Annotated in this window: 19 protein-coding genes and 1 pseudogene; 9 read left to right on the top strand and 11 right to left on the bottom strand. The window is 58.2% G+C overall.

Going from position 1 to position 26,143, the window contains the following annotated elements; translation table 11 throughout:
• The first annotated feature begins 401 nt into the window (after nt 1-401).
• Both rne and ACTG2T_RS20085 read left to right on the top strand, forming a co-directional pair.
• Entirely contained in the window at nt 402-3,494 is a 3,093-nt protein-coding gene (gene rne / locus ACTG2T_RS20090; protein ID WP_330124212.1) for a ribonuclease E, read from the top strand.
• Nucleotides 3,495-3,605: 111 nt separating this feature from the next.
• Nucleotides 3,606-4,696 (top strand): annotated as a pseudogene (locus tag ACTG2T_RS20085) (IS3 family transposase); the annotation flags it as partial.
• Nucleotides 4,697-4,880: 184 nt separating this feature from the next.
• On the opposite strand, the gene ACTG2T_RS20080 reads toward ACTG2T_RS20085, so the two are convergent.
• From ACTG2T_RS20080 to apbC, 4 genes are all read right to left on the bottom strand, one after another.
• On the bottom strand, nt 4,881-6,353 hold the full coding sequence (locus tag ACTG2T_RS20080; RefSeq protein ID WP_040065480.1) for an inorganic phosphate transporter: 1,473 nt from the start codon (nt 6,351-6,353) through the stop codon (nt 4,881-4,883).
• 376 nt (nt 6,354-6,729) lie between these two features.
• Entirely contained in the window at nt 6,730-7,311 is a 582-nt protein-coding gene (gene dcd / locus ACTG2T_RS20075) for a dCTP deaminase (protein ID WP_201987612.1), read from the bottom strand.
• A 63-nt stretch (nt 7,312-7,374) separates the two neighbouring features.
• Nucleotides 7,375-8,019: a uridine kinase gene (udk, locus tag ACTG2T_RS20070; RefSeq protein WP_005352133.1), complete on the bottom strand. Its 645-nt coding sequence runs from the start codon at nt 8,017-8,019 to the stop codon at nt 7,375-7,377.
• A 110-nt stretch (nt 8,020-8,129) separates the two neighbouring features.
• Nucleotides 8,130-9,212, bottom strand: a complete 1,083-nt coding sequence (gene apbC, locus ACTG2T_RS20065) for an iron-sulfur cluster carrier protein ApbC (RefSeq protein ID WP_005345574.1) — start codon at nt 9,210-9,212, stop codon at nt 8,130-8,132.
• 186 nt (nt 9,213-9,398) lie between these two features.
• On the opposite strand from apbC, the gene metG reads away from it, so the two are divergent.
• Entirely contained in the window at nt 9,399-11,432 is a 2,034-nt protein-coding gene (metG, locus tag ACTG2T_RS20060) for a methionine--tRNA ligase (protein ID WP_323888960.1), read from the top strand.
• 137 nt (nt 11,433-11,569) lie between these two features.
• Here the strand turns inward: metG and ACTG2T_RS20055 are convergent, their stop codons facing one another.
• Together ACTG2T_RS20055 and ACTG2T_RS20050 are read right to left on the bottom strand one after the other, a co-directional pair.
• Complete coding sequence (locus ACTG2T_RS20055) at nt 11,570-12,436, bottom strand: CHAD domain-containing protein (protein WP_330124211.1); 867 nt, start codon at nt 12,434-12,436, stop codon at nt 11,570-11,572.
• A gap of 15 nt (nt 12,437-12,451) precedes the next feature.
• Nucleotides 12,452-12,724: an acylphosphatase gene (locus tag ACTG2T_RS20050; protein ID WP_005345583.1), complete on the bottom strand. Its 273-nt coding sequence runs from the start codon at nt 12,722-12,724 to the stop codon at nt 12,452-12,454.
• An 82-nt stretch (nt 12,725-12,806) separates the two neighbouring features.
• On the opposite strand from ACTG2T_RS20050, the gene ACTG2T_RS20045 reads away from it, so the two are divergent.
• The 3 genes from ACTG2T_RS20045 to ACTG2T_RS20035 all read left to right on the top strand — a co-directional run bounded on the left by ACTG2T_RS20045 (nt 12,807) and on the right by ACTG2T_RS20035 (nt 17,077).
• Entirely contained in the window at nt 12,807-14,237 is a 1,431-nt protein-coding gene (locus ACTG2T_RS20045) for a methyl-accepting chemotaxis protein (protein WP_330124210.1), read from the top strand.
• A gap of 113 nt (nt 14,238-14,350) precedes the next feature.
• Nucleotides 14,351-15,544, top strand: a complete 1,194-nt coding sequence (locus ACTG2T_RS20040; RefSeq protein ID WP_005336736.1) for a class I SAM-dependent methyltransferase — start codon at nt 14,351-14,353, stop codon at nt 15,542-15,544.
• 348 nt (nt 15,545-15,892) lie between these two features.
• A complete protein-coding gene (locus ACTG2T_RS20035; RefSeq protein ID WP_330124209.1) occupies nt 15,893-17,077 on the top strand; it encodes an acyltransferase family protein in 1,185 nt (394 codons plus the stop codon).
• Between the two features lie 34 nt (nt 17,078-17,111).
• Here ACTG2T_RS20035 and ACTG2T_RS20030 read toward each other — a convergent pair whose 3' ends face one another.
• Nucleotides 17,112-17,540: a GNAT family N-acetyltransferase gene (locus tag ACTG2T_RS20030; protein WP_167567727.1), complete on the bottom strand. Its 429-nt coding sequence runs from the start codon at nt 17,538-17,540 to the stop codon at nt 17,112-17,114.
• A gap of 405 nt (nt 17,541-17,945) precedes the next feature.
• On the opposite strand from ACTG2T_RS20030, the gene selD reads away from it, so the two are divergent.
• Genes selD through ACTG2T_RS20015 form a run of 3 tightly spaced genes read left to right on the top strand, consistent with a single transcriptional unit; the run spans nt 17,946 to nt 20,762 of the window.
• A complete protein-coding gene (selD, locus tag ACTG2T_RS20025; protein ID WP_330124208.1) occupies nt 17,946-18,983 on the top strand; it encodes a selenide, water dikinase SelD in 1,038 nt (345 codons plus the stop codon).
• A complete protein-coding gene (gene mnmH, locus ACTG2T_RS20020; protein WP_330124207.1) occupies nt 18,980-20,095 on the top strand; it encodes a tRNA 2-selenouridine(34) synthase MnmH in 1,116 nt (371 codons plus the stop codon). The genes selD and mnmH overlap by 4 nt, the downstream gene beginning before the upstream one ends.
• A 22-nt stretch (nt 20,096-20,117) precedes the next feature.
• Nucleotides 20,118-20,762 (top strand): MBL fold metallo-hydrolase, encoded by a 645-nt coding sequence (locus ACTG2T_RS20015; protein ID WP_330124206.1) that lies wholly within the window; start codon nt 20,118-20,120, stop codon nt 20,760-20,762.
• Between the two features lie 811 nt (nt 20,763-21,573).
• Here the strand turns inward: ACTG2T_RS20015 and rnd are convergent.
• The 4 genes from rnd to ACTG2T_RS19995 all read right to left on the bottom strand — a co-directional run bounded on the left by rnd (nt 21,574) and on the right by ACTG2T_RS19995 (nt 26,072).
• Nucleotides 21,574-22,686 (bottom strand): ribonuclease D, encoded by a 1,113-nt coding sequence (gene rnd / locus ACTG2T_RS20010; RefSeq protein WP_005360672.1) that lies wholly within the window; start codon nt 22,684-22,686, stop codon nt 21,574-21,576.
• A gap of 108 nt (nt 22,687-22,794) precedes the next feature.
• Nucleotides 22,795-24,471, bottom strand: coding sequence for a long-chain-fatty-acid--CoA ligase FadD (fadD, locus tag ACTG2T_RS20005; RefSeq protein ID WP_085942148.1), 1,677 nt, complete (start codon nt 24,469-24,471; stop codon nt 22,795-22,797).
• 198 nt (nt 24,472-24,669) lie between these two features.
• A complete protein-coding gene (locus ACTG2T_RS20000) occupies nt 24,670-25,548 on the bottom strand; it encodes an alpha/beta fold hydrolase (RefSeq protein WP_330124205.1) in 879 nt (292 codons plus the stop codon).
• An 8-nt stretch (nt 25,549-25,556) separates the two neighbouring features.
• Nucleotides 25,557-26,072: a Slp family lipoprotein gene (locus tag ACTG2T_RS19995; RefSeq protein ID WP_076491763.1), complete on the bottom strand. Its 516-nt coding sequence runs from the start codon at nt 26,070-26,072 to the stop codon at nt 25,557-25,559.
• Nucleotides 26,073-26,143: the final 71 nt, after the last annotated feature.

The raw sequence follows: 26,143 nt of genomic DNA, 5'->3' as shown, positions 1-26,143 counted from the left end.
AACACTGCCAGCGCCCCTTGGCTGCATGGTTTGTTGAAAAATGGCGCCTTGCTATAAAAGAGGTTTAAATGGGATAATAAACAAGGTTTTGTCATTGTGTTCAAGCCTTGTACTAAGTGGCCAAAAAGTATGCCACCCAATCCCGAAACACCGTGTATACAAGAACATGACGGTTCCCGGGTGCGAGGTACAACGCATGGAGAACACAAACATCACCGTTTATTTGTCTCCATTTCGGTATCCTTATTCATTCCTTCTCGAGAAGTGATGACCAGAACGCCCTTAGTTTGCGCCTCATGCATACCCCAACCGGGAGGTTGCCCCAGTATGCTGAAGACCCGAGGCCGGCGCTGGCAGGACCCAGATGGAGGAAATCAAAATGACACAATAATGAGAACTCAATGAAAAGAATGCTTATCAACGCAACTCAAGAAGAGGAGTTGCGCGTAGCGCTGGTTGACGGACAACAGCTCTACGATTTGGATATTGAAAGTCCGGGACACGAGCAGAAGAAAGCGAACATTTACAAGGGTAAGATCACCCGCGTAGAACCCAGCCTTGAAGCTGCTTTTGTTGACTACGGCGCCGAGCGCCACGGTTTCCTGCCGTTGAAGGAGATCGCCCGCAATTACTTCCCCTCCGGTTACTCCTATCAGGGTCGTCCCAACATCAAAGAAGTGGTCCGCGAAGGTCAGGAAGTTATCGTCCAGATCGACAAGGAAGAGCGTGGCACCAAGGGTGCAGCCCTCACCACCTTTATCAGCCTGGCAGGTAGCTACCTGGTACTGATGCCCAACAACCCCCGTGCCGGTGGTATCTCCCGCCGCATCGAGGGTGATGAGCGGACTGAACTGAAAGAAGCCCTGAGCGGATTGACCGTGCCGGAAGGCATGGGCCTGATCGTACGTACCGCAGGTGTGGGCAAGTCGCCAGAAGAGCTGGAGTGGGATCTGAACGTTCTGCTCAACCACTGGGACTCCATCCACAAAGCCTCTCAGGAGCGCGCTGCGCCGGTGCTGATCCACCAGGAAAGCAACGTCATCGTGCGTGCCATCCGTGACTATCTGCGTCGCGATGTGGGCGAGATCCTGATCGACAATCCGGTGATTTTTGAACGCGCCAAGGCCCATATCGAACTGGTACGTCCCGATTTCCTCAACCGTGTGAAGCTGTACAAGGGTGAAGTCGCCCTGTTCAACCACTTCCAGATTGAGAGCCAGATTGAATCAGCCTTCCAGCGTGAAGTGCGCCTCCCCTCCGGCGGCAGCATCGTTATCGATCCGACCGAAGCGCTGACCTCCATCGATATCAACTCCTCCCGCGCCACCAAGGGCGGCGATATCGAAGAGACTGCGCTGCAAACCAACCTGGAAGCGGCCGACGAAATTGCCCGTCAATTGCGTCTGCGCGACTTAGGGGGACTGATCGTAATCGACTTCATCGACATGACGCCGGTTCGCCATCAGCGCGAAGTGGAAAACCGTCTGCGAGAAGCGGTTCATCAGGATCGTGCCCGCATCCAGCTTGGCCGGATCTCCCGTTTCGGTCTGCTGGAGATGTCTCGCCAGCGTCTGCGCCCCTCCCTCAACGAATCCAGCAGCCATATCTGCCCTCGTTGCCAGGGTCAGGGCGTGATCCGTGACAACGAATCTCTCGCCCTATCCATCCTGCGTCTCATCGAAGAAGAGGCCATGAAGGACAACACCGAGCAGGTTCACGGCCAGGTGCCGGTGGATGTTGCCGCCTATCTGCTTAACGAGAAGCGTGCCGCCATCGCCAGTCTGGAACAGCGCAATGATGTGCGTGTTTACATCATTCCGAACCAGCATCTGGAAACCCCGCACTACGAAGTGACTCGCATTCGTCAGAACGAGATCCCGGAAGCGGCCAGCTACGAGCTGAAAACCGAGATTGCCAAGCCGGTCTACCAACCGAAGCAAGCTCAGGTGATCGAGCGTGAGCAACCGCTGCTGCAAGGCTTTGCCCAACCGGCACAACCTGCCCCTGTTGCGCCGCAACAGCCGGCGGCTCCCGTTGCTGCGGCCCCTGCCGAAGCCGGCTTCTTCAGCAAGCTGATCAAAGGCATTACCGGCCTGTTCAGCAGCGATGCAGCCCCTGCCGACGTGAAAGCTCCCGCCGAGAAACCTGCAGCTCGTGAAGCACGCAAGGATGAAGGTCAACGTCACCAGCGCGAAGAAGGCCGTGGCCGTGGTCAGCGTCCTCGTCGTGACGACAATCGTGGCAACCGCAACAATGCGGAAGCAGGCGAGAAGCGTGAAGGTGGCAACCGCGAAGCTGGTGAAAACCGCAATCGCCGTCCACGTAAAGAGCGCGAGCCTCGTCAGGAGCGTGAAGCTCGTGGCGAAGTGCGCAGCGAACAACGCATGGAACGTGAACCCCGTCAGGAGCGCGAGCCTCGCGAACCGCGGCAGGAACGTGCGCCACGTCCTGCCCGTGAACCTCGTGCTCCCCGTGAGCCGCGCGCCGAAGTCGTTGTTGACGCGGTAGACACCGTTGATGCAGCTGCCGTCCAGCCACGTCAGGAGAAAGAGCTGAAAGTGGCCGAGCGCCGCGAACGTCGCCAACTGCGCAAGCAGATCCGCGTCGATGTCGCCGCTGCTGACACCCCTGCCCTGCCGGTTGAAGAAGTACCAGCGCAAGCTGAAGTGATCGATGCCACCGTGGGTAACGAGCAGGAAGAGCAGAGTGAAGGCCAACGCCGTTCACGCCGCACTCCGCGCAGCCAGCGTATCGAAGGTCAGCGCCGCAAGCGCATCAACGAAGATGCCCGCAGCCAGCGTGACGAAGAACAGCAAGAGACCACCACTCTGACCACCGCAGCCCAGGCAGATATTGCCAAAGCGCAGGTTGAAGAGCCGGTAGTGCCTGTTGTTACCATCCCGAGCGCTGAAGCCGTCGCAGCTGCCCTGCAAGCCTCTGCGGCACTGACCGAGCATGTGGTTGTCGAAGCCGTTGCTGAAGAAGCGGCCGAGCAGGCTGCTGCCCATGTCGACGCAACTCAAGCCGATGAGATCGCTAGCCCGGTTGTTGCCGCTGTCGCAGAAGTCGTGGTTGCAGCAGCGCCAGAAGTTGCCGTTGTCGCCGCTCAGGCTGTCGACATGGCTGCCACTGAAGTCGTTGAAACTGCTCAGGTTGTTGAAGAGGCCCCAGCTGTCAGCACTCCTGTCGTGGAAGCTGAACCGGCTGCAGTCGAAATGCCAGTTGCTGTTGTCGAAGCCCCGGCACCTGTCGCTGCGGTTGTGGTGGAAGAGACTCCGGTCGTGACCAAACAGGTAGCTCACGGTGCTGGCCTGCTGGCTCGTGCCCGCAAAGCATCCGCCCCGATGGCAACCCCTGCCGAAGCCCCTGCCCTGCCTGCCCGTGAGCCGGTTAACTACCCGCCGCTGGTACGCAACGAGGTGAGCACATCAGGTCGTCATGGTGGCAGCACTGCCGCCGTCAACGTGGCCACCTGCCCGGCCGGTCGCCCCTAAGCAACCCGGGTGACCCCTAAACAAAGCCACACCAACCGGTGTGGCTTTTTTATTTCTCTTGTCCCGTCCTGAATATGGTTTACACCATCCCCCCAATAAATGGAGAACCCGATGGGACAAGGTGTGAAACGGACACAGCGCGATTACTCGCTGACTTTTAAACTGGCACTGGTCGAGCAGATTGAAAAAGGCGAGCTCACCTACAAACAGGCTCAGGTGCGTTATGGCATTCAGGGCCGCTCCACCGTTCTGGTATGGTTGCGTAAACATGGTCGGCAAGATTGGAGCCAGGGGGCTTCTGTTCGTGCCGGCAGGAGCATCACCATGCCTGACCCCGACAACCAGACGCCCGAGCAGCGTATCAAGGAACTCGAGCAACAGCTGGCGCTGATGAGCCAGAAAGCCCAGTTCTTTGAAGCCGTCGTCGATGTACTGAAGAATGACTACGGCGTCTCCATCGTAAAAAAGCGACCCGGCAAGTCCTCTCGCAGCGGCAAGTCGAGAGACTGACCATTGTCAGGGCTTGCCTGTTTCTGGGGATAAGCCGGCAGGCTTACTACAAGCGCAATCGGGTCGCCGACGAGCGCCATGCTCAGGGATTGCAGGTGGTGCGCTTCGTGCGTCAGGTTCGACTGCGACAACCTCGGGTCGGCACTCGCAAGCTGCATTATCTGCTGCAGGGTCAGGATGATGACGGGCTCAAGGTCGGGCGTGACAGGCTGTTTCGGATATTGGCCGAGCACCGCCTGCTGGTGCAGCCTAAGCGGGCGTATCACAAGACCACCCACAGTTTTCACCGTTTCTACCGTCATCCCAACTTGCTCAAGGCGGGGCCAGAGCAGGTCACGCCGGTGGCCCCGGAGCAGGTCTGGGTCGCTGATATCACCTATCTGCCCGCCAGGAGCGGACAGCTGTACCTGAGCCTGGTGACGGATGTCTACTCACGCAAGATAGTGGGCCATCACGTGCACGAAGGGATGCACGCGGAGTCGGTTGCGATGGCGTTCAAGAAAGCACTGAAGCAACGACGTGGCGGCGGGGAGTTAATCCATCACTCAGACCGCGGCGTGCAGTATTGCTCTGGGCTGTATCAGTCACTACATGAACGATACGGGGTGAAATGCTCGATGACGGATGGGTATGACTGTTACCAGAATGCGTTGGCGGAGCGGGTGAACGGGATTTTGAAGGGAGTGTTGCTACAGGAAAACGCCCTGCTTTCTCCTGTGTTTGCGCTTTGGATATCTCTGAGAAAGTTCATTCAAAGCGTTAATGTTCAGTATCACACCCATTGATAATTTCAATATAATACTTTGTTTGTTGGCATATTAAAACCAATCGCAGATATGAAAAAAGGGCCCTCAGGCCCTTAGAAAGGTAACGATGTTATCCGCCAAACAGATGGTGGCTGACGATGAACAGGCCGCCGGAGAGCAGCATGGTCAGCGGCAGAGTCAATACCCAGGCCATCAGGATGGTCTTGATGGTCTGGCTCTGCAGGCCGGATTTGTTTGCAATCATGGTCCCCGCCACCGCAGAAGAGAGGATGTGGGTGGTGGACACCGGCATACCGGTCAGACTGGCGACCCCGATGGAGGTAGCAGCCGTGATCTGGGCCGCAATGCCCTGGCTGTAGGTCATGCCGGTGGTGCCGATCTTCTCGCCCACGGTATGAACGATACGACGCCAGCCCACCATGGTGCCGCAACCCAGCGCCAGCGCGATGGAGACGATAACCCAGGTCGGTGCGTATTCAGCGGTCGCGGTCAGATCCTTGCGCCATTTGGCCAGATCGGTCAGCTCCTTGGCGGGCAGCGGCAGCTTGGCAGCCTTTCGGGCGGTATCATCGATACAGAGCAGCAGACGACGCACTTCGCGGCGGTCGGTCAGGCTCATCTGATCATAAGTACGCACGGCCCCCAGACGGGCATCCAGAGTGGCCATCGCCTGCAGCACGCCATCGGCGGAGCAGTGAGTCATCAGCTCTTCCTGAGCAGTTGCCGGTGCAGAGAAGTTGATGACGCCAGAGAGGGCGGACTGGTTACGCTGGTAGATCTCCATGATGCGCTGGTTGGCATCCTGGGTCCGGTCCAGATCATAGGCGCGGCTGTTCATGTCCAGTGCGAAATAGGCGGGCGCCATACAGATCAGCACCAGCATCACCAGACCGATGCCCTTCTGGCCATCGTTGGAGCCGTGTACGAAGCTGACGCCCATGGCCGAGGCCACCAGGGTCAGACGCGCCCAGAACGGCGGGTGTTTCTTGCCATCCACCAGCTGACGCTCTTCCGGCGTTTTGTGGATCTTGTTGCTGGTCCAGATGCGCTTCATCGCCAGCAGCAGCAGTGCCGCGATGATGAAACCTATGGTGGGAGAGATGATGAGGGAAAGCATGATGTCGATCGCTTTGCCCACGTTGATCCCTTCTGTCACCGGTTTATGGGTGATCCAGGCATAGGCACCGCCTACCCCCAGAATGGAACCGATCAAGGTATGTGAACTGGAGGCCGGGATCCCGAAGAACCAGGTGCCCAGGTTCCACACGATGGCGGAAAACAGCAAGGAGAAGACCATGATCAACCCTTGGGTGGAGTCCATCCCAAGCAGCAGGTCGATGGGCAGCAGATGGACAATGGCATAGGCCACACCCAGACCGCCGAACATGACGCCAAAAAAGTTGAAGATCCCCGATGCAACGACCGCCAGGTGAGCTGGCATCGCCTTGGTATAGATAACCGTTGCTACCGCGTTGGCGGTATCGTGAAAGCCGTTGATAAATTCATAGGCAAGCACAAAAAAAACGGCCAATACCAAACCGATTGACCACCACAAACCCAAACCACTAAACATTTCAAACATAAAAAAAAGCCTGTTTATGAGTTGCGGCGGATTATGCCAGATGGCGGCCAACACCATAGCCACCATTGAAATATTTCAGCCATAAAAAAAAAGAGCTTTTTGGAAAAAAATATCCTAGAGCCAGTCTTCATGCGGCTTGCCATCGATTAATTAAAGCCATCAATGATTGCGGGAAAGGGCAAAAATAGCTGACAATTAAGCCAATAATTTCATTTTTATGACGTTTTTATGACAGAAAAACGGGAAAAAGTGGTGATAAAACGTCCCCGCCCGCCAATCTCATCCGACCAGCACCATCAATCCCATATCCGTTTGATTCCAGATGCAAAAAGGGAGCACCTTGTGCTCCCTTGAATCGTTGCCGTGTTGCCAGTTATCAGTCCTGATTGATGCGACTGGCAACGGCGCCCTGTTGGCTCTTGTACTTGGCATTTTCCCGCTTGTTGTAGGGACGGGCCGCGATGCCGGAGAGCATCTCGAAGTTCAAGGCGCCGATCTTCATTTTCGGACGCAGCGCCAGCGGCAATTTGCCGCCGTTGTAGAACTCCAGCACGATGCGACCGGACCAACCCGGATCGATCCGGTGCGCGGTCACGTGCACCATCAGACCCAGGCGCGCCAATGAAGAACGGCCATCCAGCCAGCCGACAATATCGGCAGGCAAGGTGACGGATTCGTAGGTCACCGCCAGCGCCAGCTGACCCGGGTGCAGATAGAAGGCTTCGCCATCGGGGATGTGGATCTCGTCACTCATCACCCGATCGATGGCATCGGCCATCTCGCTGCTCGGGCCGCTCAGGTCGATATAGGGTGCGGTATGATCGCGAAACACCCGAAACTCGTTACCCAGCAGCACATCGACACTGACACCACTGATCCGCTCTACCCCGGGCCGTGGCTCAATTACGATCTTGCCTTCATCCAGATGGCGTTCAATATCGGTATCACACAGACGCATTGGGCGACTCTCCTGACAAATTGTGCTTTTAAAAAAGCCGGGCATCACCCGGCTTGTTTCATCTTAACCAATCAACATGTGGCGAATACGCGCCTTGAGCATGTCAATGGCGATGCGGTTCTTGCCACCACGGGGCACGATCACATCGGCATACTGTTTGGACGGCTCGATAAACTGCAGGAACATCGGACGTACCGTCTTCTGGTACTGCTTGAGCACGGAGTCCATGGTACGGCCACGCTCTTGCACATCACGCACCAGACGGCGCAGCAGGCAGATGTCGAGCGGAGTATCCATAAAGATGGAGGCATCCATCAGATCCCGCAGACGGCTGTCGGTCAGCAGCAGGATCCCTTCCAGAATGATCACCCGGCGCGGCGCAAACGGGGTCACTTCGTTCATCCGGGTGTGTTCGGTGTAGGAGTACTGGGGAATGGCAACCGCGTCACCTTTGACCAGCTGGCTCAAATGCTGTACCAACAAGTCGTGATCCAGCGCGTTGGGGTGGTCATAGTTGGTCTTGACCCGCTCTTCCATGGTCAGGTGGGTCTGATCACGGTAGTAGCAATCTTCGGTGATCACACCAATCTGACCTGCGCCCAGTTCGGCCACCAGCTCTTCATAAATGGTCTGGGCTATAAGACTTTTGCCAGACGCAGATGCGCCCGCAATACCGATGATCACACACGAATGTTGAGTATCAGACATGACAAATACCTAAAAGAGAAGAGCAGTGGGGATGGTTTAAACCGATCCATTATATAAAAAAGGGTGGGTCATGCCCACCCTCAATTCCCTTTCAAGTGACCGACCGCCGATTATTCATCCAGCGCCATGGCATAGAGGGGGGTCGCAATCGGTTTTGCGCTGAAAAAGAGTTCAGCCCCTACCCTGCGCGCCAGCTTCAAATAGGCCTGAGCCAGGCTTCCTTCCGGTGCGCCGAACACCGTCGGGCAGCCATCATCCATGTGTTGGCGGATGTCGATGTGCAGCGGCAACTGGCCAAGCAGCGCCACTTGATACTGCTCTGCCATCTTCTGACCGCCACCGGTACCGAACAGCGGCTCATGATGACCACAGGCGCTGCAGACGTGATAACTCATGTTCTCGATGATGCCGAGCACCGGCACATTGACCTTGTTGAACATGGCGATCCCCTTGCGGGCATCGGCCAGCGCCACATCCTGTGGGGTGGTGACGATCACTGCCGCCGACGTCGGCACCTGCTGGGCCATGGTGAGCTGGATGTCGCCAGTGCCCGGCGGCATGTCTACCACCAGATAATCCACCTCGCCCCAGCGGGTCTCATGGAGGATCTGCGCCAGCGCCTTGCTCGCCATCGGGCCCCGCCAGATGGTGGCATCCTGCTCGGAGACCAGATAGCCGATGCTGTTGCTCTTGAGGCCGCAGGCCATCACCGGCTCCATCAGCTTGCCGTCATGGCTGACCGGGCGCTCCTTGAGGGTGCCCATCATGGTAGGTATGGAGGGGCCATAAATATCGGCATCGAGGATGGCAACCCGCGCCCCCTCTTTTTGCAGGGCCAGCGCCAGGTTGACCGCAGTGGTAGATTTGCCCACCCCCCCCTTGCCGGAGGCGACCACGATGATGTTGCGAATGCCCTGCACGGCATTGAGGCCCTGCGCCCGCGGCATGCTGGCGACGTCAATCTCCAGTGCCCAGTCGATACGGGCGGCGCCGGTGGCGCTGCGCAGCCTGGCATCGTAGTTCTCTTTGAGCTGATCGAGCAGCGAGAGACCGGCAAACGGCAATACCAGCCGGATAGTAAGCCCCTGACCCTGATTGATGATCTCGCGAACGAATCCGGCATCCACCAGATCCTTGTGCCAGCCAGCTGGCTTAAATTCGGCGAGGATCTGTTTTACTGAATCAATCACCATTAACTCCTCATTATCTTGTCATTATCTTGAGGTGAACGGTTACCGCACACAAATCAGTGGCTTGCCTGCCATCGTAACAGCAGGTGCTGCCAAGGTTGGCATAGCCACAACCCTAGGCAGGCTACCCCCAATTCGGGTAACATGCACGGCACTCTATCATCCCAACAAGCACATCAAGAACGTAATATGGCAACTGATCCTCGTAAAATGCTGGTAACCTGCGCCCTCCCCTATGCCAATGGCTCCATCCATCTTGGCCACATGCTGGAACACATCCAGGCCGATATCTGGGTTCGTTATCAGCGAATGCGCGGTCATCAGGTGCACTTCATCTGTGCCGATGATGCCCACGGCACCCCGATCATGCTCAAGGCACAGCAGATGGGGATCACCCCGGAAGAGATGATTGCCGCTGTCTCCAAGGAGCACCAGGCTGATTTCGCCGGGTTCAACATCAGCTTTGACAACTATCACTCTACCCACAGCGACGAGAACCGCGAGCTGGCGGAGCTGATCTATGGCCGCCTGAAAAATGGTGGCTTTATCAAGAGCCGCACCATCTCCCAGCTGTTCGATCCGGAAAAATCCATGTTCCTGCCGGATCGTTTCGTCAAGGGAACCTGCCCCAAGTGCAAATCTCCGGAGCAGTATGGCGACAACTGCGACAGCTGCGGCGCCACCTACAGCCCGACTGAGCTGATCGATCCGAAATCTGCCGTCTCCGGCGCGACTCCGGTAATGAAGGACTCCGAGCACTTCTTCTTCGACCTGCCGCAGTTTGAAAAATGGCTCTCTGAGTGGGTACGCGGCTCCGGCGCCATTCAGGAAGAGATGGCCAACAAGATGCAGGAGTGGTTCGAGAGCGGCTTGCAGCAGTGGGACATCACCCGTGATGCCCCCTACTTCGGGTTCGAAATTCCCGGCGCGCCGGGCAAGTACTTCTACGTCTGGCTGGATGCCCCCATCGGTTACATGGCTTCCTTCAAGAACCTGTGCAACAAGCGTGGCGACATCGACTTTGACAGCTACTGGAAAGCGGACTCCGACGCCGAGCTCTACCACTTCATCGGCAAGGATATCGCCTACTTCCACTGCCTGTTCTGGCCGTCCATGCTGGAAGGTGCCAACTTCCGCAAGCCGACCAAGGTCAACGTGCACGGCTATGTGACCGTCAACGGCGCCAAGATGTCCAAATCCAAGGGCACCTTTATCAAGGCATCCACCTACCTGAACCACCTGGATCCGGAGTGCCTGCGTTACTACTACGCCGCCAAGCTCAACAGCCGCATCGATGATCTGGACCTGAACCTCGAAGATTTCGTGCAGCGGGTCAACGCCGACGTGGTCAACAAGCTGGTCAACCTCGCCTCCCGCAACGCCGGTTTTATCGCCAAGCGTTTTGGCGGCAAGCTGGCTGCCACCTGCGCCGAACCGGAGCTCTACGCCGAGTTCGCCAACGCCCGCACCGCTATTGCGGAAGCCTATGAGAGCCGCGAATTCAGCCGCGCCATCCGCGAAATCATGGCGCTGGCCGACAAGGCCAACCGCTACGTGGACGACAAGGCTCCCTGGGTTATCGCCAAGCAGGAAGGGGCTGATGCCGAGCTGCAAGCTGTCTGCTCGGTCGGCATCAACCTGTTCCGCGTGCTGATGGCCTACCTCAAGCCCGTCATGCCGTTCTTGGCCGAACGTGCCGAAGCCTTCCTGGCCGAAACCCTCAGCTGGGATGGCATCGAGATGCCGCTGGTCGATCATACCGTTGCGCCGTTCAAGGCCCTCTTCTCCCGCATCGAGCCGGCGAAGATTGAAGCCATGATCGAGGCCTCCAAGGAAGACTTGGCCAAGGAGCAGGCACCGAAAGTGACCGGCCCCCTGGCTGATGACCCCATCAGCGAAACCATCACCTATGACGATTTTGCCAAGATTGACCTGCGCGTAGCGCTGATCAAGAAGGCCGAAGCGGTACCGGAAGCCGAGAAGCTGCTCAAGCTGCAACTGGATATCGGCGGCGAAACCCGCCAGGTGTTTGCCGGTATCAAGTCCGCCTACAACCCGGAAGATCTGGAAGGCAAGCTGACCGTGATGGTGGCCAACCTGGCGCCGCGCAAAATGCGTTTCGGCATGTCCGAAGGCATGGTGCTGGCTGCAGGCCCGGGCGGCAAGGATCTCTGGATCCTGGAGCCGCAGGAAGGCGCCCAGCCGGGTATGCGCGTCAAGTAAGCGTATCGCTGACTGCGACCACAGCGAGATAGAAGAAGAGAGGCCAAACGGCCTCTCTTTTTTGTCTCACCTGTTTGGCTTGGATAGTTTCTGTAGATGCTGGTCGCGGTTGACTTTCGTAGATTGCGGCCTTGGGGCTATCCACCACCGGGATTCGCGGGCGATACATTTTGTTCTGAATACCTGACCAGCCGACTTGGCATGTCATTCATGTTGTGGCCTGCCAGCATCGCCAGTTTGAGCGCCACCAGCTCCGCCTGCTGGCAGTCCAGTTGACGCAAACGGGTGGTGATCTTCCCCTTCAACTGCTGCCGCAGTTTCGTCTGCTTGCGGGTGTTCCCCTGCTCTGCTCGCAACCTCCGCCGCCATTGACGCCAATCCTGCAACTGGCCGAGTCGCTCCTGCCAGTGAGTCAGGGTGCTCAACCAGCCGGGATCTCCACTCCCCAGATCCAGCAACAGTTCCACGCCATAACGGGCCTGCTTGATCTCGAGGCGCAGCCGATGCCAGCGGCGCAACTGTTGCTGACGGGAGCTGACAGATTTCCCAACGCAGGGAATAGGTTCATCGAGAGCGCTCTGCGCCTCATCAAGGCTCAGGGCCAGATGCTGCTGATAGAGGAACGCCAATGCCCGCGCATCCGGCACCTGCGCCACCGCCGCAAGCCAGCGGGCCAGTCGCCGCGACAACAGGGGCACGCGACAGGCCGATTTGTGGGTATTGCCCGTGCTGGCAGGCGGCTTGCCAAAACGCTCGGCGTAGACCTGCGCATCCCGCAGCGCCGAGAGCCGCCCGACCGAGCGCAGCAGACGCGGCTCCAGCTCGGGATGATAGATGAGTGGCCGCCACAGGGCGAGCAGCGCCAGCAAGCGGCGTGCCGCGATACGGTAGCCATGCACGGCCGGTTCGCTGGCCTCTTCGCGCACCGCCCGCGCCGCCTCCTGATAACGGGCGACCCAGCTTGTTGCCTGAGTCAGCAACAGACCTTCCTTGTCCGCGTCCATCTCGTCTCCGCCCCTTCAGTTGGTGTGAAAGCCCTGACCGGTGGGCGGCAGCGCCTCTTCATACTCCATCCGGGTCACCCTAGCGGTGCGCGGGCCATGCTCCAGCCAACCCAGCATCATCTGCACCCCCTGCGCGGGGCCGCTGATGAGGATCTCCACCGAGCCATCCTCCAGGTTGTAGGCATGGCCCCGCAAACCCAGTTGCAGCGCCCGCTCACGGGTGAAATAGCGAAATCCCACCCCCTGCACCTGCCCCCACACCCGAATGACAAACGATTGCTCTCCCATTTCTCACACCTTCTGCTTAAGAAAAAAATTCCCGAGACGATAATGTGCCCGACACTCTATCTCTGCAGGATGCAGCTCCATTATGAAAGAAGTTAAATTCCGGTGGGTTGACCGCTATCTCATTCACCTCACCATCAGTGAAAAATTCCATATCGCGTTCTGGTTACCTCTCTTCATCATCGCCTTTCTCAGCTGGTATATGCTGGCGGCCAGCCATCAGCAGGAGATCTCCCTGCGGGTAGCACAGTTGCAGCAACGGGTCGAGACCACGGCGCAGCTGGTCAGCCAGCAGCCAACTCTGGTGTTGCCTGCTGATCTGCGTCTGACTCGACAAGGCAGCAGCGGGTTGCAGCAGCAAGGAGATCACTACCTCTTTAGCGCGCCAGCGGGTCAGGCAGGCTACGTCATCGGCGATCTCGATACCGGCAACCTCTCCATGTGGGAGGGTCAGGGCTCGACCCTGCTCCTGATCGGCGCGCTGGCCGCCCTGATGGCACTGGTGATCCACTACATGATGACCTTTGTCTCCGGTGCGCTCTACTCCACCAACAAGGCGCTGCAAACCGTGGCGGACGGGGATCTCACCTTCCGTCTCAACTTCTTCCCGGTGCGGGACGAGTTCTCCACCCTGGCGGGCAGCATCGACCGATTTACCGACCGCCAGCACCAGATCGTCAAACTGGTCGAAGAGTCTGCCGAGGCGCTGACCATGGCCGCCGACGAGTTTCGTGACCACGCCAGTGAAGGCGAAAACATGGCGCGTTCCCAGCGCCAGCACATGGATTCGCTGGCCACCGCCATGGAGCAGATGTCGGCGGCGATCCGCGAAGTCGCGCGCAATGCCAACGACACCCTGCAACAAACCCGCCAGTCGAGCGAAGAGGCAGCCAATGGCGCCAACCGGGTAGCCCGCACCATAGAGGCAATCCGCACCCTGGCCGACGAGATTGGCAACGCCTCCGGCGCGGTCGAGCGGCTCACCCACAACGCCAACCGGATCAACGAGGTGGTCAACGTCATCAACGCCATCTCCCAGCAGACCAACTTGTTGGCCCTCAACGCCGCCATCGAAGCGGCCCGTGCCGGTGAGCAGGGTCGCGGCTTTGCGGTGGTAGCGGATGAAGTACGTACTCTCGCCAGCCGTACCCAGCAGGCGACGGTCGAAATCCAGCAGATGATCGAAGAGCTTCAGACCGGTACCGGGGCGCTGAACGAGATCATGGAGAAAACCGTGGGGCGTGCCGCCAGCAGCCAGCAGCTCATCAGCGAGGTGGGGCTAGATATCGAAAAACTGAGCAACCACAGCGATGCTGTGCTGGAGATGAGCACCCAGATCGCCACCTCCAGCGAAGAGCAGAGCTCGGTCGCCGCCGAGATCACCCACAATCTGGATCAGGTGCGCCATGAAGCGGCGCAGGTGGAAGAATCCGCCAGCGCCTCGGTAGCTGGCACGCAGGGGCTGAAAGCCACCGCCAGCGAGCTGACCCAGGCACTCAAGGGGATTAAGCTCTGACCATATGAGGTGTCATATCAGGGCAACCCCATCCATTACACAGGGTTGTTTGAGTTTTACCTGCGGGCCACATAGAATGTGGCCCCTTTTCTTTCTACCATCGGCAAACATCCATGAGCGCTTCCATCTATCTCGTCAAAGGCCGCGAAAAATCCCTGCTGCGTCGCCACCCCTGGATCTTCTCCAAGGGGATTGAGCGGGTTCAGGGCAATCCCATTGACGGCGATACCGTCGAGATCTATGCCAACGATGGCAAGTGGCTCGCCCGTGGCGCCTGGTCAGGCAGTTCCCAGATCCGTGCCCGGGTCTGGACCTTCGACAAGGATGAGACCGTCGATCTCGACTTCTTTATCCGTCGCCTCAAATATGCGCAGGAGTCTCGCGATCCGCTGATCAAGCGTCAGGGTCTCACCGGTTATCGCCTCTGCGCCGCCGAATCCGACGGCCTGCCGGGTCTGACCATCGACCGTTATGCCGATTTTCTGGTGTGCCAGATCCTCTCTGCCGGCGCCGAGTTCCAGCGTGAGCTGATAACGCAAGCACTGCGTACCCTCTACCCCGAGTGCAGCATCTATGAGCGCTCCGATGTGGCAGTGCGCAAGAAGGAAGGGCTGAAAGAGCGCACCGGCGTTATCTATGGCGAGACCCCGAACGAGCCGGTGGTCATTGAAGAGAACGGTGGCGTCAAGATCCTGGTAGACATTCGCAACGGCCATAAAACCGGTTTCTATCTGGATCAGCGGGATAACCGTCAGGCTGCCGCCAAATACACCGAAGGCAAGCGCGTCCTCAACTGCTTCTGCTACACCGGTGGGTTTGGCGTCTATGCCCTCAAGGGCGGCGCCAAGGAAGTGGTCAACGTCGATCTCTCCCAGAATGCGCTGGATATCGCCCGCCAGAATGCCGAGCTGAACGGGCTGGATACCAGCAACACCCAGTTTGTCCGTCACGACGTGTTCAAGCTGCTGCGGGAATATCGCGAGAAGGGCGAGAAGTTCGACGTCATCGTGCTGGATCCGCCCAAGTTCGCCGAGAGCAAGGCCCAGCTGTTGGGTGCCTGCCGTGGCTACAAGGACATAAATATGCTGGCGTTCCAGCTGCTGGCGCCGGGTGGCGTGCTGCTGACCTACTCCTGCTCCGGCCTGATGGAGCAGAGCCTGTTCCAGAAGATCGTTGCCGATGCGGCGCTCGATGCCGGTCGCGATGCCCAGATCCTGGAGCTGCTCTCCCAGGCCTCCGATCACCCTATCGGTACCGCCTATCCGGAAGGCTTCTACCTCAAGGGTCTGGTGGTACGCGCCCGCTGATCGGCCGTCATCTTCCCTTGTGATCAATCAGGCCCCTTGCGGGCCTGATTGTTTTGCTCGCGCCGTATAGGCCTGAGCCTGACGCTCGCCCCGATTCCACCTCTCTGCTTTATGGGTGTTCTCTCTCCTCCTCTTTCCCTGCCTGCGTCCCACGTCTTTATCTGTTTAAATTTTTTTGCACAATAACTGCGCATTTATGATTCAAATCACACCCGTATGACTCTCTTTTCCGTAGTGTGATCCCGCCTTCGGCAGCCAAGCTGGGGCAACCGTCCTATCAGGAGTAATGGACGGTACAACAACAAAAATCGATGTCAGGCCAAGCTGAACATCACAAGGGATCCCGTTATGAATCAATCATTGCCGCTGTTAACGCCGCTGCGGGGCATCGCTGCCCTGATGGTGGTGCTGTTCCATGCCCGCTTGTTGCTCTTTCCCCAGTGGATGGAGTCGATCGCAAGCCACACCCAACTCATCGAGAATGGCTACCTCTGGGTCGACCTGTTCTTTATTTTGAGCGGCGTGGTGCTGGCCCATGTCTATGGCGAGGCCTTCACCCGCACGCCCCGCACCGTGAGCTATGGCCGTTTTCTCTGGCTGCGGCTGACTCGTGTCTACCCTCTCTATCTGGTGACCCTGCTGTTGCTGGTTAGCTGGGAGCTTTACAAGGCGCGGCACGGGGTGGGCTTCTATGCCGGCCCCATGTTCAAGATGTGGGAGTGGGAAGGGATGCCGCCTTTCGGCTCCCCCTTCACCCCGGCCGAGGCGCTGCCAAGCGCCTTCCTGCTGCTGCAGGTAGTGACCGATCACGGGCTGACCTGGAACTTCGCCGCCTGGTCGCTCAGCGTGGAGTGGATCAGCTACCTGCTGTTCCCGCTACTGATCCCGCTGGCGGTCACCCGCAGTCGCTGGAGCCATCTCGCACCCCTGCTGGCGCTGACGGTGCTGGCCTTTATCGTGCACAGTCGCGGCACACTGGATGTCACCAGCGGGGCGCTGGCGGTGGGACGCGGGGTGAGTGAATTTGTACTCGGCCTCTGGCTGCTGCCGAGGGTCAAGGCTGCGAAAAACTTCCCCATGATGAAGCGGGATCTGCCGCTCTTGATCGCCTTTGTGCTGCCCTTCGCGCTGATGCAGTTCACCATGACGCCACAGCTGACTCTGTTGCTGATCGGCTCCTACATACTGCTGATCTGGATTGCCGCCGCACAGGGGGAGCGCCAGAGCCCGCTGCTGCACCTCCTGGATAACCGCTTCACCAACTGGCTGGGGGATCTCTCCTACTCCATCTACCTGCTCCATGCGCTGGTACTGCTCACCGGCTGCGAGCTCATCCACTATCTGGCGCCGGGGCTCACCGAATGGTGGTATGGCCAGACCAACCCGCTGCTGGGGGTAGTGGCAACCTTGATGATGCTGGCGGTGCTGATCGGGCTCTCGGCGCTGAGCTACAACCTGCTGGAGCGGCCACTGCAACGGCGCCTGCGCCGCTGGGGCAAGGCTCGCCAGCCGGTGCTGGAGCAAGCCGGATAAGTTAATCTCGCCCTGTCTGGATGAGTTGACGGTTTTATGCCAACTCATCCAGTACCAGTTCATCCAGATTGCTCATCACCCAGGCACTCGGGTGCTGGCTAAATCCAAGCTTGGGGTAGTATGCCACCGCCTGCGGCGCGGCCAGCAGGATCAGCTTGCAGCCGGGCTGCAATTGCAAGAATGTCTCGCGAATAAGGGCTTTGCCAATCCCCTGCCCCTGCACCGACTCGGCTACCGCCAGATCCGAGAGGTAACAACAAAAATGAAAATCGGTCACCGAGCGGGCCACCCCGACCAGGGTCTCACCCTGCCAGGCGGTGATCAGCAAATTGGCGTGATCCAGCATGCCCTGCAGGGTGGCCGGATGGTCCAGCGGCCGTCTCGCCCCCAGCGAGGTCTGCGCCAACAACGCCGCAAACTGTGCCGTGGTGATGGGGTGGTTAACCAAAAATGTGGTGGTCACTAAGCTCTCCTGTTGTAGATCGGCAGTTGCGTGCTGTTGGTCTCTTTGACGTTCTCTTTGCTGCATCTGTACCGCAATCAATCAGCCAGCGCTGGATCCAGACCGATGACAGGGAAGTGCGGGCAATTCCCTGCTGTTTATGTGAATTCCTGTTCGAACCCCAAGGGGCAAATGTGGCATAATGCCCCGTCCTGTGGCCCTTGGCGGGGCTGCGCTGGCGCATCTTGTCGCCCTTTTCTTCCCCGTCAGGCCTGGCGGTCCTTCATAACTGCCAGTCATCGCTGCCCCTGTTGGCACCGAGGCCACCCATATTTGCGGCTTCTTGTCATTCTCTCTACAAGACCGCCCATTGACCAAGACGGCTCCACAGAGCCTCTGCTCTGTTTGCAAATAAAAGGGGTAAGTATGTCTTCCATTCGTCTGACCCAATACAGCCACGGCGCTGGCTGCGGCTGCAAAATCTCTCCCAAGGTACTCGACACCATCCTCAAGAGCCAGATCCCGGGCTTCAACGACCCGACCCTGATCGTTGGCAACAGCAGCAAGGATGACGCGGCCGTGGTCGATATCGGCAACGGTCAGGGCATTGTTTCCACCACCGACTTCTTCATGCCCATCGTCGATGACCCCTTCACCTTTGGCCGCATCGCCGCCACTAACGCCATCAGCGATATCTATGCCATGGGCGGCAAGCCCATCGTCGCCATCGCCATCCTCGGCTGGCCCATCAATACCCTGCCCGCCGAAGTGGCCCAGCAGGTGATCGACGGCGGCCGTCAGGTGTGCCATGAAGCGGGTATTTCGCTGGCCGGTGGCCACAGCATCGATGCCCCCGAGCCCATCTTCGGCCTCGCGGTCACCGGTATCGTGCCCCTTGACGCCATCAAGCAGAATGACACCGCCAAAGTGGGTGACACCCTCTATCTGACCAAGCCCCTTGGTATCGGTATCCTCACCACCGCCCAGAAGAAGGGCAAGCTGAAGCCCGAACACGAGCAGTTGGCCCCCGACGCCATGTGCACCCTCAACAAGATCGGCCAGCGCTTTGCCGAGCTGCCGGGTGTGCACGCCATGACCGACGTCACCGGTTTTGGTCTGGCTGGCCATCTGCTGGAGATGTGTGAAGGATCTGGCGTCAGTGCCCGCCTCGACTTCAAGGCGCTGCCGCTGCTGGATGAGGTGGATTACTACCTGAGTGAGGGCTGCGTACCGGGCGGTACCCTGCGCAACCACGACTCCTACGGCCACAAGCTGGATGCCATGGACGATCGCACCCGCAACATCATGTGCGACCCGCAAACCAGCGGCGGCCTGCTGGTTGCCGTGGGTAAAGAGAGCGAAGCCGAGCTGCTCGCCATCGCGCACGAAGCTGGCCTTGCGCTCTCGCCCATCGGCCAGATCAAGCCCCTTGAAGGCACCCGCTTTATCGAGATTGTCCAATGAGTGAATTGCCACTGGCCACGGACTACGCCCAGATTTTTTTAGGCGATGTGCCGTTGATTGATGTGCGCGCCCCCATCGAGTTCAAGGAGGGGGCCTTCCCCTGCTCGACCAGCCTGCCCTTGATGACAGACGATGAGCGCGCCCAGGTGGGGACCTGCTTCAAGAAGCAGGGTCAGGCCGCCGCCATTGAGCTTGGACACAAGCTGGTGGGGGGAGCAGTACGTGCCGAACGACTCGAAGGCTGGCTGGCGCAGTTGCGCAAGCAGCCCGATGCCCTGCTCTACTGCTTTCGCGGCGGCCTGCGCTCGCAAACTGTACAACAGTGGCTGGCGGATGCCGGGGTGACTCGCCCCCGCGTCGCCGGTGGCTACAAGGAGCTGCGCCGTTTCCTGATCGACACCCAGGACAAGGCCTCTGCCGAGTGCCGCTGGACTGTGCTGACCGGCATGACCGGCTCCGGCAAGACCCATATGCTGGACCATGTTGCCCAGGCGCTCGATCTGGAAGGACACGCCCATCACAGGGGGTCGTCGTTTGGTCAGCTGCCCGGCGGCCAGCCCAGCAACATCAATTTTGAAAACAACATGGCCATCGAGCTGCTCAAGCGCCGCCATCAGGGCGAGCATGCCTTCGTGGTCGAAGATGAGAGTCGCCTGATCGGCCGCTGCTGCCTGCCCCTCTCCCTCCATGAGGCCATGAGTCAGGCACCGCTGGTGGTGGTGGATGTACCGCAGGAGGAGCGCGCCGAGCAGATCCGCGAAGATTACGTGCACGATCTCTGGCTGCGCTATCAAGCCATGTATGGCCAAGAAGAGGGATGGCCGCTGTTTGCCGCCTATCTCACCGATGCGTTGGCCCGCCTCAAGCGCCGTCTTGGCGATCTGGCCCACCGCGAGCTGGATGCCCTGATGCAGACCGCCCTCACCGAGCAGGAAAAGAGCGGCGATACCGGGCTGCATCTGGCCTGGATCACGTTGCTGCTGACCCGCTACTACGACCCCATGTATCTCTATCAGCTTGGCAACAAGCAGGAGCGCATCGTGTTTCGCGGTGACAAGCAGGCCTGTCTCGACTATTTCGCCGAGCAACATGCCAGCGCGCTGCGCGGCTGACCCATCCCAAGCGAGGAACTCTATGTTGAAATTCGAGGTGATCCCGGTCACCCAGTTCGCCCAGAACTGCTCCCTCATCTGGTGTGACGAGACCCATCAGGCGGCCCTGATCGATCCGGGCGGCGAAGCGGACAAACTGCTGGCCGCCATCGCCAAACGCGGCCTGACCCTGACCCACATCCTGCTGACCCACGGTCATCTGGATCACGTCGGTGCCGCCGCCGAGCTGCGGGAAAAAACCGGCGTCGCCATCACCGGCCCTCATAAGGAAGACGCCTTCTGGCTCGACATGCTGCCCCAGCAGAGCCAGATGTTCGGCTTTGCCCATAGCCCCGCCTTCACGCCTGATCGCTGGCTTGAGCAGGGTGACAAGGTGCAGATTGGCCGGTGCGAGCTGGAGGTCTACTTCTGCCCAGGCCACACCCCGGGCCATATCGTGCTGCTGAGTCAGGCCGAAAAACTCGCCTGGGTTGGCGACGTGCTGTTTGCCGGCAGCATCGGCCGCACCGACTTCCCCCGTGGCGATCACGGTACGCTGATCAAGTCGATCACCGAGACCCTGCTGCCGCTGGGGGACGAGATCGTCTTTATCCCGGGCCACGGCCCCAGCTCCACCTTCGGTCGCGAGAAGGTGAGCAACCCTTATCTGACCCAGCCTATCTGGTGATCAAAAAAGGCAGCGGTGTTCCGCTGCCTTTTTCCTTTTTTTTCTGAAGCCCTCATTGCTATAGGTACAAGCGAGTCTTTATAATTCACCATGATTTGGCTCTGACCATCCAAACTTGGGAAAAAAAATGTATCTTGCTTTAGCTATCGCCATATTGTTATTTATTTTTTTCCTGAAGAAGTCACGAGCCAGATATAGAATCAGAGATTACAAACGCCCAACAGTCATTCATGGGATAATAATACTACTCGTTAATATTTCATTTGAAATAATATATAGAGCTGAATTTATCCCCATTCAGGCCAGTTACAGCACCTTACTAACCTATGTACTTCCTCAAGTTATATACTACCTATTGTTGATCACCATTTTTTTAGTAATGGCATATAAATATGGTTTTTTCATATGGCCAGATGATAGAAATGCAATAAATAGACAGCATACAATCAATATCCCTATGTGCTTCTTGTTGACTATTTTTATAGTATGCCCATCTGCCATACGAAATGGAATTATTGAAGCATCACCCTATCTACATGTTTGCAGTCTTATTGGTAGCGGACTTACCTCTATTTATCTTGTAAGAATTTTCACTATCAAGTTCAACAAGACAATTAATGATATATGACTTTTTATTGCCAACACAGTCACGAAAAATAAGCTCGTTTATTTCGAGCTCTTGTTCTTGAGCCACAATTATTTGATAAGCGACCGCAAGATATTCTGACATTTTAAATCATAAATTCCCCCTAAAAATAAAAATCCCCACCCGAGGGTGAGGATTGATTTATAGGTGCAACACTCTGGTGGCTTATTGTGCCAGCAGGTGCCCGACCAGCTCATGACGCCACCCTTGCAGAAGCATCGGCTTGTCGCTGCGGGCCCGCTCTTCGTCGTTCATCCGCCAGCTCCAGGTGAAGTACTGGTGAATGATCTTCTTGCTGGCAATCAGCTCAGGCGGAATATTGCTCGCCTTGGCCTTCTCTTCCACCATGGCTTTGATGCGCTTGAGCTCGGCCTTGTACTGGGGGAAGTCGACCAGCCGACGAATGGGCTCGGGCCAGCTGTCAGGATCGCTCTGCTGCGCCTTGGCGACGATATCGAGCATCCGCTTGCCGTGGATCTTGATCTCGATGGGCGATAGGCCGAGCTCGTTGAGATCCCGCAGGGAGGCAGGACGACGCTCTGCCACCTTGAACAGGTGCAGCTCTTTGACCACGAAGTTGAGGGCCAGATCGCGGCGCACCGCCTCTTGCTGGCGCCAGGCGGCCAGCTCGCGCAGAATGGCGAGCTCGCGGCGACCCAGTTGCCAGGCGTTGACGATGTCAAGATATGCCTGACGGGGATCGCTACCCTGGGTCTTGCGGGCGGAGTGGTTTTGGCACTCCTGCTCGAACCAGGCAAACTTGCCGCTTTCCCGCAGTTTGGCCATCACTTTCTCGTAGAGCGGCATCAGGTAGAAGACATCCGCTGCCGCGTATTCGAGCTGACGTGGCGTAAGCGGGCGGGCCAGCCAATCGGTGCGCGCCTGATCTTTTTCCAGCTCGACCCCAAGGAATTCGTTCACCAGCGCACCAAAGCCGACCGAGACGCCGTAACCGAGAAAGGCGGTTGCCAGCTGGGTGTCGTGCATCTGGTTGGGCAGGTGGCCCGCCTGATGCTGGATAAGCTCCAGATCTTCGCCAGAGGCGTGCAGGATGGCGATCTGCCCTTCCCTGCCCAGTCGCTGCCAGAGGGCGGAGAGATCCAGCGTCAGCGGATCCAGCAGTGCCAGATGCTCGCCGTCATAGATCTGGAACAGGCCAAGCTGGGGGTAGTAGGTACGGGTGCGAACGAATTCAGTATCGATAGCCAGGGGAACGTCGGCCAGAGAAGCGAGATACTGCTCAAGTTCGGCTTGCTGAGTGATAAGTTGATAGTGCATCTGTGCCTGCGCGGTTGATCAGGGCCAAAAAGAAAAAACCGTGGGATGACCCACGGTTTTGCATAACGACGGTGCTGGTTTGCAGAGGCTTCTGCAGCCACAGTCCGGTTATTGCTTGGCAATCTCCTCGTCGCGCAGTACGCGGCGCAGGATCTTGCCCACATTGGTCTTGGGAAGTTCGTCACGAAATTCTACCAGTTTCGGCACCTTATAGGCAGTCAGATGTTTGCGGCAGTGGGCAATAATCTCGTCCTCCTGCAATTTTGCATCTTTCTTGACCACAAAGATCTTCACCAGCTCACCGGAAACCTTGTGCGGCACACCCACGGCAGCTACTTCCAGCACTTTCGGGTGCAGGGCGACGACATCTTCGATCTCGTTCGGATAGACGTTGAAACCGGAGACCAGGATCATGTCCTTCTTGCGGTCAACGATCTTGAAGAAGCCCTGCTCGTCGCACACCGCGATATCACCGGTACAGAGCCAGCCATCCTGCATCACTTCGGCGGTCGCCTCGGGACGCTGCCAGTAGCCCACCATCACCTGCGGGCCGCGCACCTGCATCTCGCCCGGGGTGCCGAGGGCGTGGATCACCTGACCGTTGTCATCCACCAGCCGGATCTCGGTAGAGCAGACCGGCAGACCGATGGAACCGTTGTAATCGGTCAGATCGTAGGGGCAGACGCTCACCAGTGGCGAACACTCAGTCAGGCCATAGCCTTCCAGCAGCGGGGTATCGGTCAGCGTCTTCCACTTCTCCGCGACCGCGCGCTGCACCGCCATGCCACCGCCGATGGTGAGCTTGAGCTTGTCAAAGGCGATCCCCTGAAACTCTTCGTTGTTGACCAGCGCATTGAACAGGGTGTTGACCCCGGTAATGCAGGTGAAGGGATACTTCTTGATCTCTTTGACAAAGCCCGGGATGTCGCGCGGGTTGCTGATCAGCAGGTTGTAACCGCCGATGCGCATAAAGAGCAGGCAGTTCACGGTCAGGGCAAAGACGTGATAGAGCGGCAGCGCGGTGACCACGAACTCCTTGCCGCGCTCCAGCATGGGGCCGTAGACGCCGAGGCACTGCTCGACGTTGGCAATCATGTTGCGATGAGTCAGCATGGCCCCTTTGGAGAGGCCGGTGGTGCCACCGGTGTACTGTAGGAAGGCGAGATCGTCGTTGGTGATCTCCGGCTTGATGTACTGCAGGAAACGCCCCTTGGAGAGGGCCTGACGCATGGTGGTGGCGTGGGGCAGATTGTATTTCGGCACCAGCTTCTTGACGTACTTGACCACGAAGTTGACCAGAGTGCCCTTGGCCAGCCCCAGATTGTCCCCCATCCGGGTCAGGATAACGTGCTTGATCGGGGTGTCGTAGACCACCTTTTCCAGGGTATGGGCGAAGTTGGAGACGATGACGATGGCCTTGGCACCGGAGTCTTTGAGCTGATGCTCCAGCTCGCGCGGGGTATAGAGCGGGTTGACGTTGACCACTATCATGCCGGCGCGCAGGATGCCGAACACGGCGATGGGGTATTGCAGCAGGTTAGGCATCATCACCGCAACTCGATCCCCTTTCTCCAGCTTCAGCTCGTTTTGCAGATAGGCAGCAAAGGCGCGGGACTGCTCTTCCAGCCGGCGGTAGGTGATGGTTTGGCCCATGTTGACGAAGGCGGGCTGATCGGCAAACTGGGTCACCGAGGATTCGAACATCTCGACCAGGGAGCTGTATTGGTCTGGATTGATCTCGGCGGGGACCCCTTCCGGATAACGTTTCAGCCAGACTTTTTCCACAAACTTCTCCTGCATAACTAGCACCTGTGCGCTCACTGTGTTGCCTCCGTCCCGGTTCACATCCATTTTAATCGGTTGTTTTAAGCTGATGCTCTAATGCCGCACATATTTACACAGCGCAACATCAATTAACAGCAAATTAACAACGGAAAAATGTGAGGGAGAAAACAAACCTGGAATTATTGAAAGCTGGCGATTCTACCGAACTTGACAAAACTTTACGATACAAACGGCCGTATCAACCGAATTTTCCATATGAAAATGATGGTTTCCACCCAATATGACCCGCTCGATCTGCTGGAAGGCATCCTGACGGGCCTGCCATTGGGCTTCCAGCGCAGCAAAGCCCTGCTCCCCCTGAATCAACAGCACAGGACAACGGATAGCCGCCATCAGTGCCCGAGCTTGTCCTTCGCTCATTCTCAGGGGCGACAGATCCCGCAAGCGGGGGTCGCTTCGCCAGTGCCAGCGCCCTGCCCTCATCTCAAGCTGCCGTTCACAGATAAGATGCGCCGCCTGCGGCGTGATATCCGCCACTTTGCAACGGGCGGCGACAGCCTCATCAATGGAAGCAAAGCCGTTGGCACTGCGCTCCCGTGTGCGGCTGCGGTTTAAAATTGCACGTCGCAGCTGGGCAGGTACCTCCTCATCGGGCTGACTCAGCGGCCCCAGCCCCTCCAGCATGATCAACCGCTCCACCTGTTCGGGGAACACCCCGGCATAGGCGGAGGCGATCAGCGCCCCGAGGGAGTGACCGAGCAGAGTGAAACGCGACCAGCCCGCCGCCTGCACGATCTGGTAGAGATCGTCCAGCCAGTCGACAAAGACATAAGGGGTGGTTTTGTGATCGGAGTGACCATGCCCCGGCAGATCGACACAGATGAGGTGAAAATCCCCCAGATGCGGCGCCAGCGGCAAGAAGCTGGCGCTATTGTCGAGCCAGCCATGTAGGGCAATCAGCAGGGGTTTGCCCTGTTGAGTCTGACCCGCGAGTTGATTCTCAAGCAGGGCCACCTGCCGACCATCTGCCAAGGTGAGCAGACGTTCGTGCAGAGTGCTTTTGATGCTCTTGATCATGGCAAGCCTTAGCGACGCAGCGGCCGTCTCGGCCAGAAGGGATCATAGAAGGGGTCGTAGAAGTAGGGGTCCATATAGCGCACCTCCACCTCCTTGACTGGCGGCCACAGCTTGCTGCCCGTCACATTGAGCACAGAGAAGCGGTACTTGTGCTCGCCAATCTGGCTATCAACCGGTTGGCCTATGGTGCCAAGCACTGTCAGGCTGCGCCCCTTGGCGTAGAGGGTCGGATCGACAAAACCCTTCATGATGGCCAGAAAACGGCCCGGGCTCTGCTCGGTCTGCTCCGGCACACCGTTGGACTTGAGCGGCAGATAGACCACTTCAATAACGCTCTGATCCGCCTTGTTGTGCACCGCCGAGATAACACCGCTCCAACGGGCCGGTTTGCCCTCCATTCCGCCAAGGGCGGGCTGATAGGCCACCAGCTGGTTTTCTGGCTCATAGGCCAGCTCCTTGGGGACCGAGCTGCAGGCCCCGAGCAGCAGAGCCAGCGCCCCGACCACCATCCCGCGTTTCATCATGTCGCTTCTGCTATTACGCATCATGTCACTCTCCTGTTGCCGGCGTGGCCCGTAGGGGCCACCCGCTTATA

Origin of the sequence: Aeromonas sp. 75A, from assembly GCF_051919425.1 — a bacterium.
Lineage (GTDB): Bacteria > Pseudomonadota > Gammaproteobacteria > Enterobacterales > Aeromonadaceae > Aeromonas > Aeromonas veronii.
Note: the sequence above shows the minus strand (reverse complement) of the source record. Positions and strands in the feature narration are given on the sequence as shown.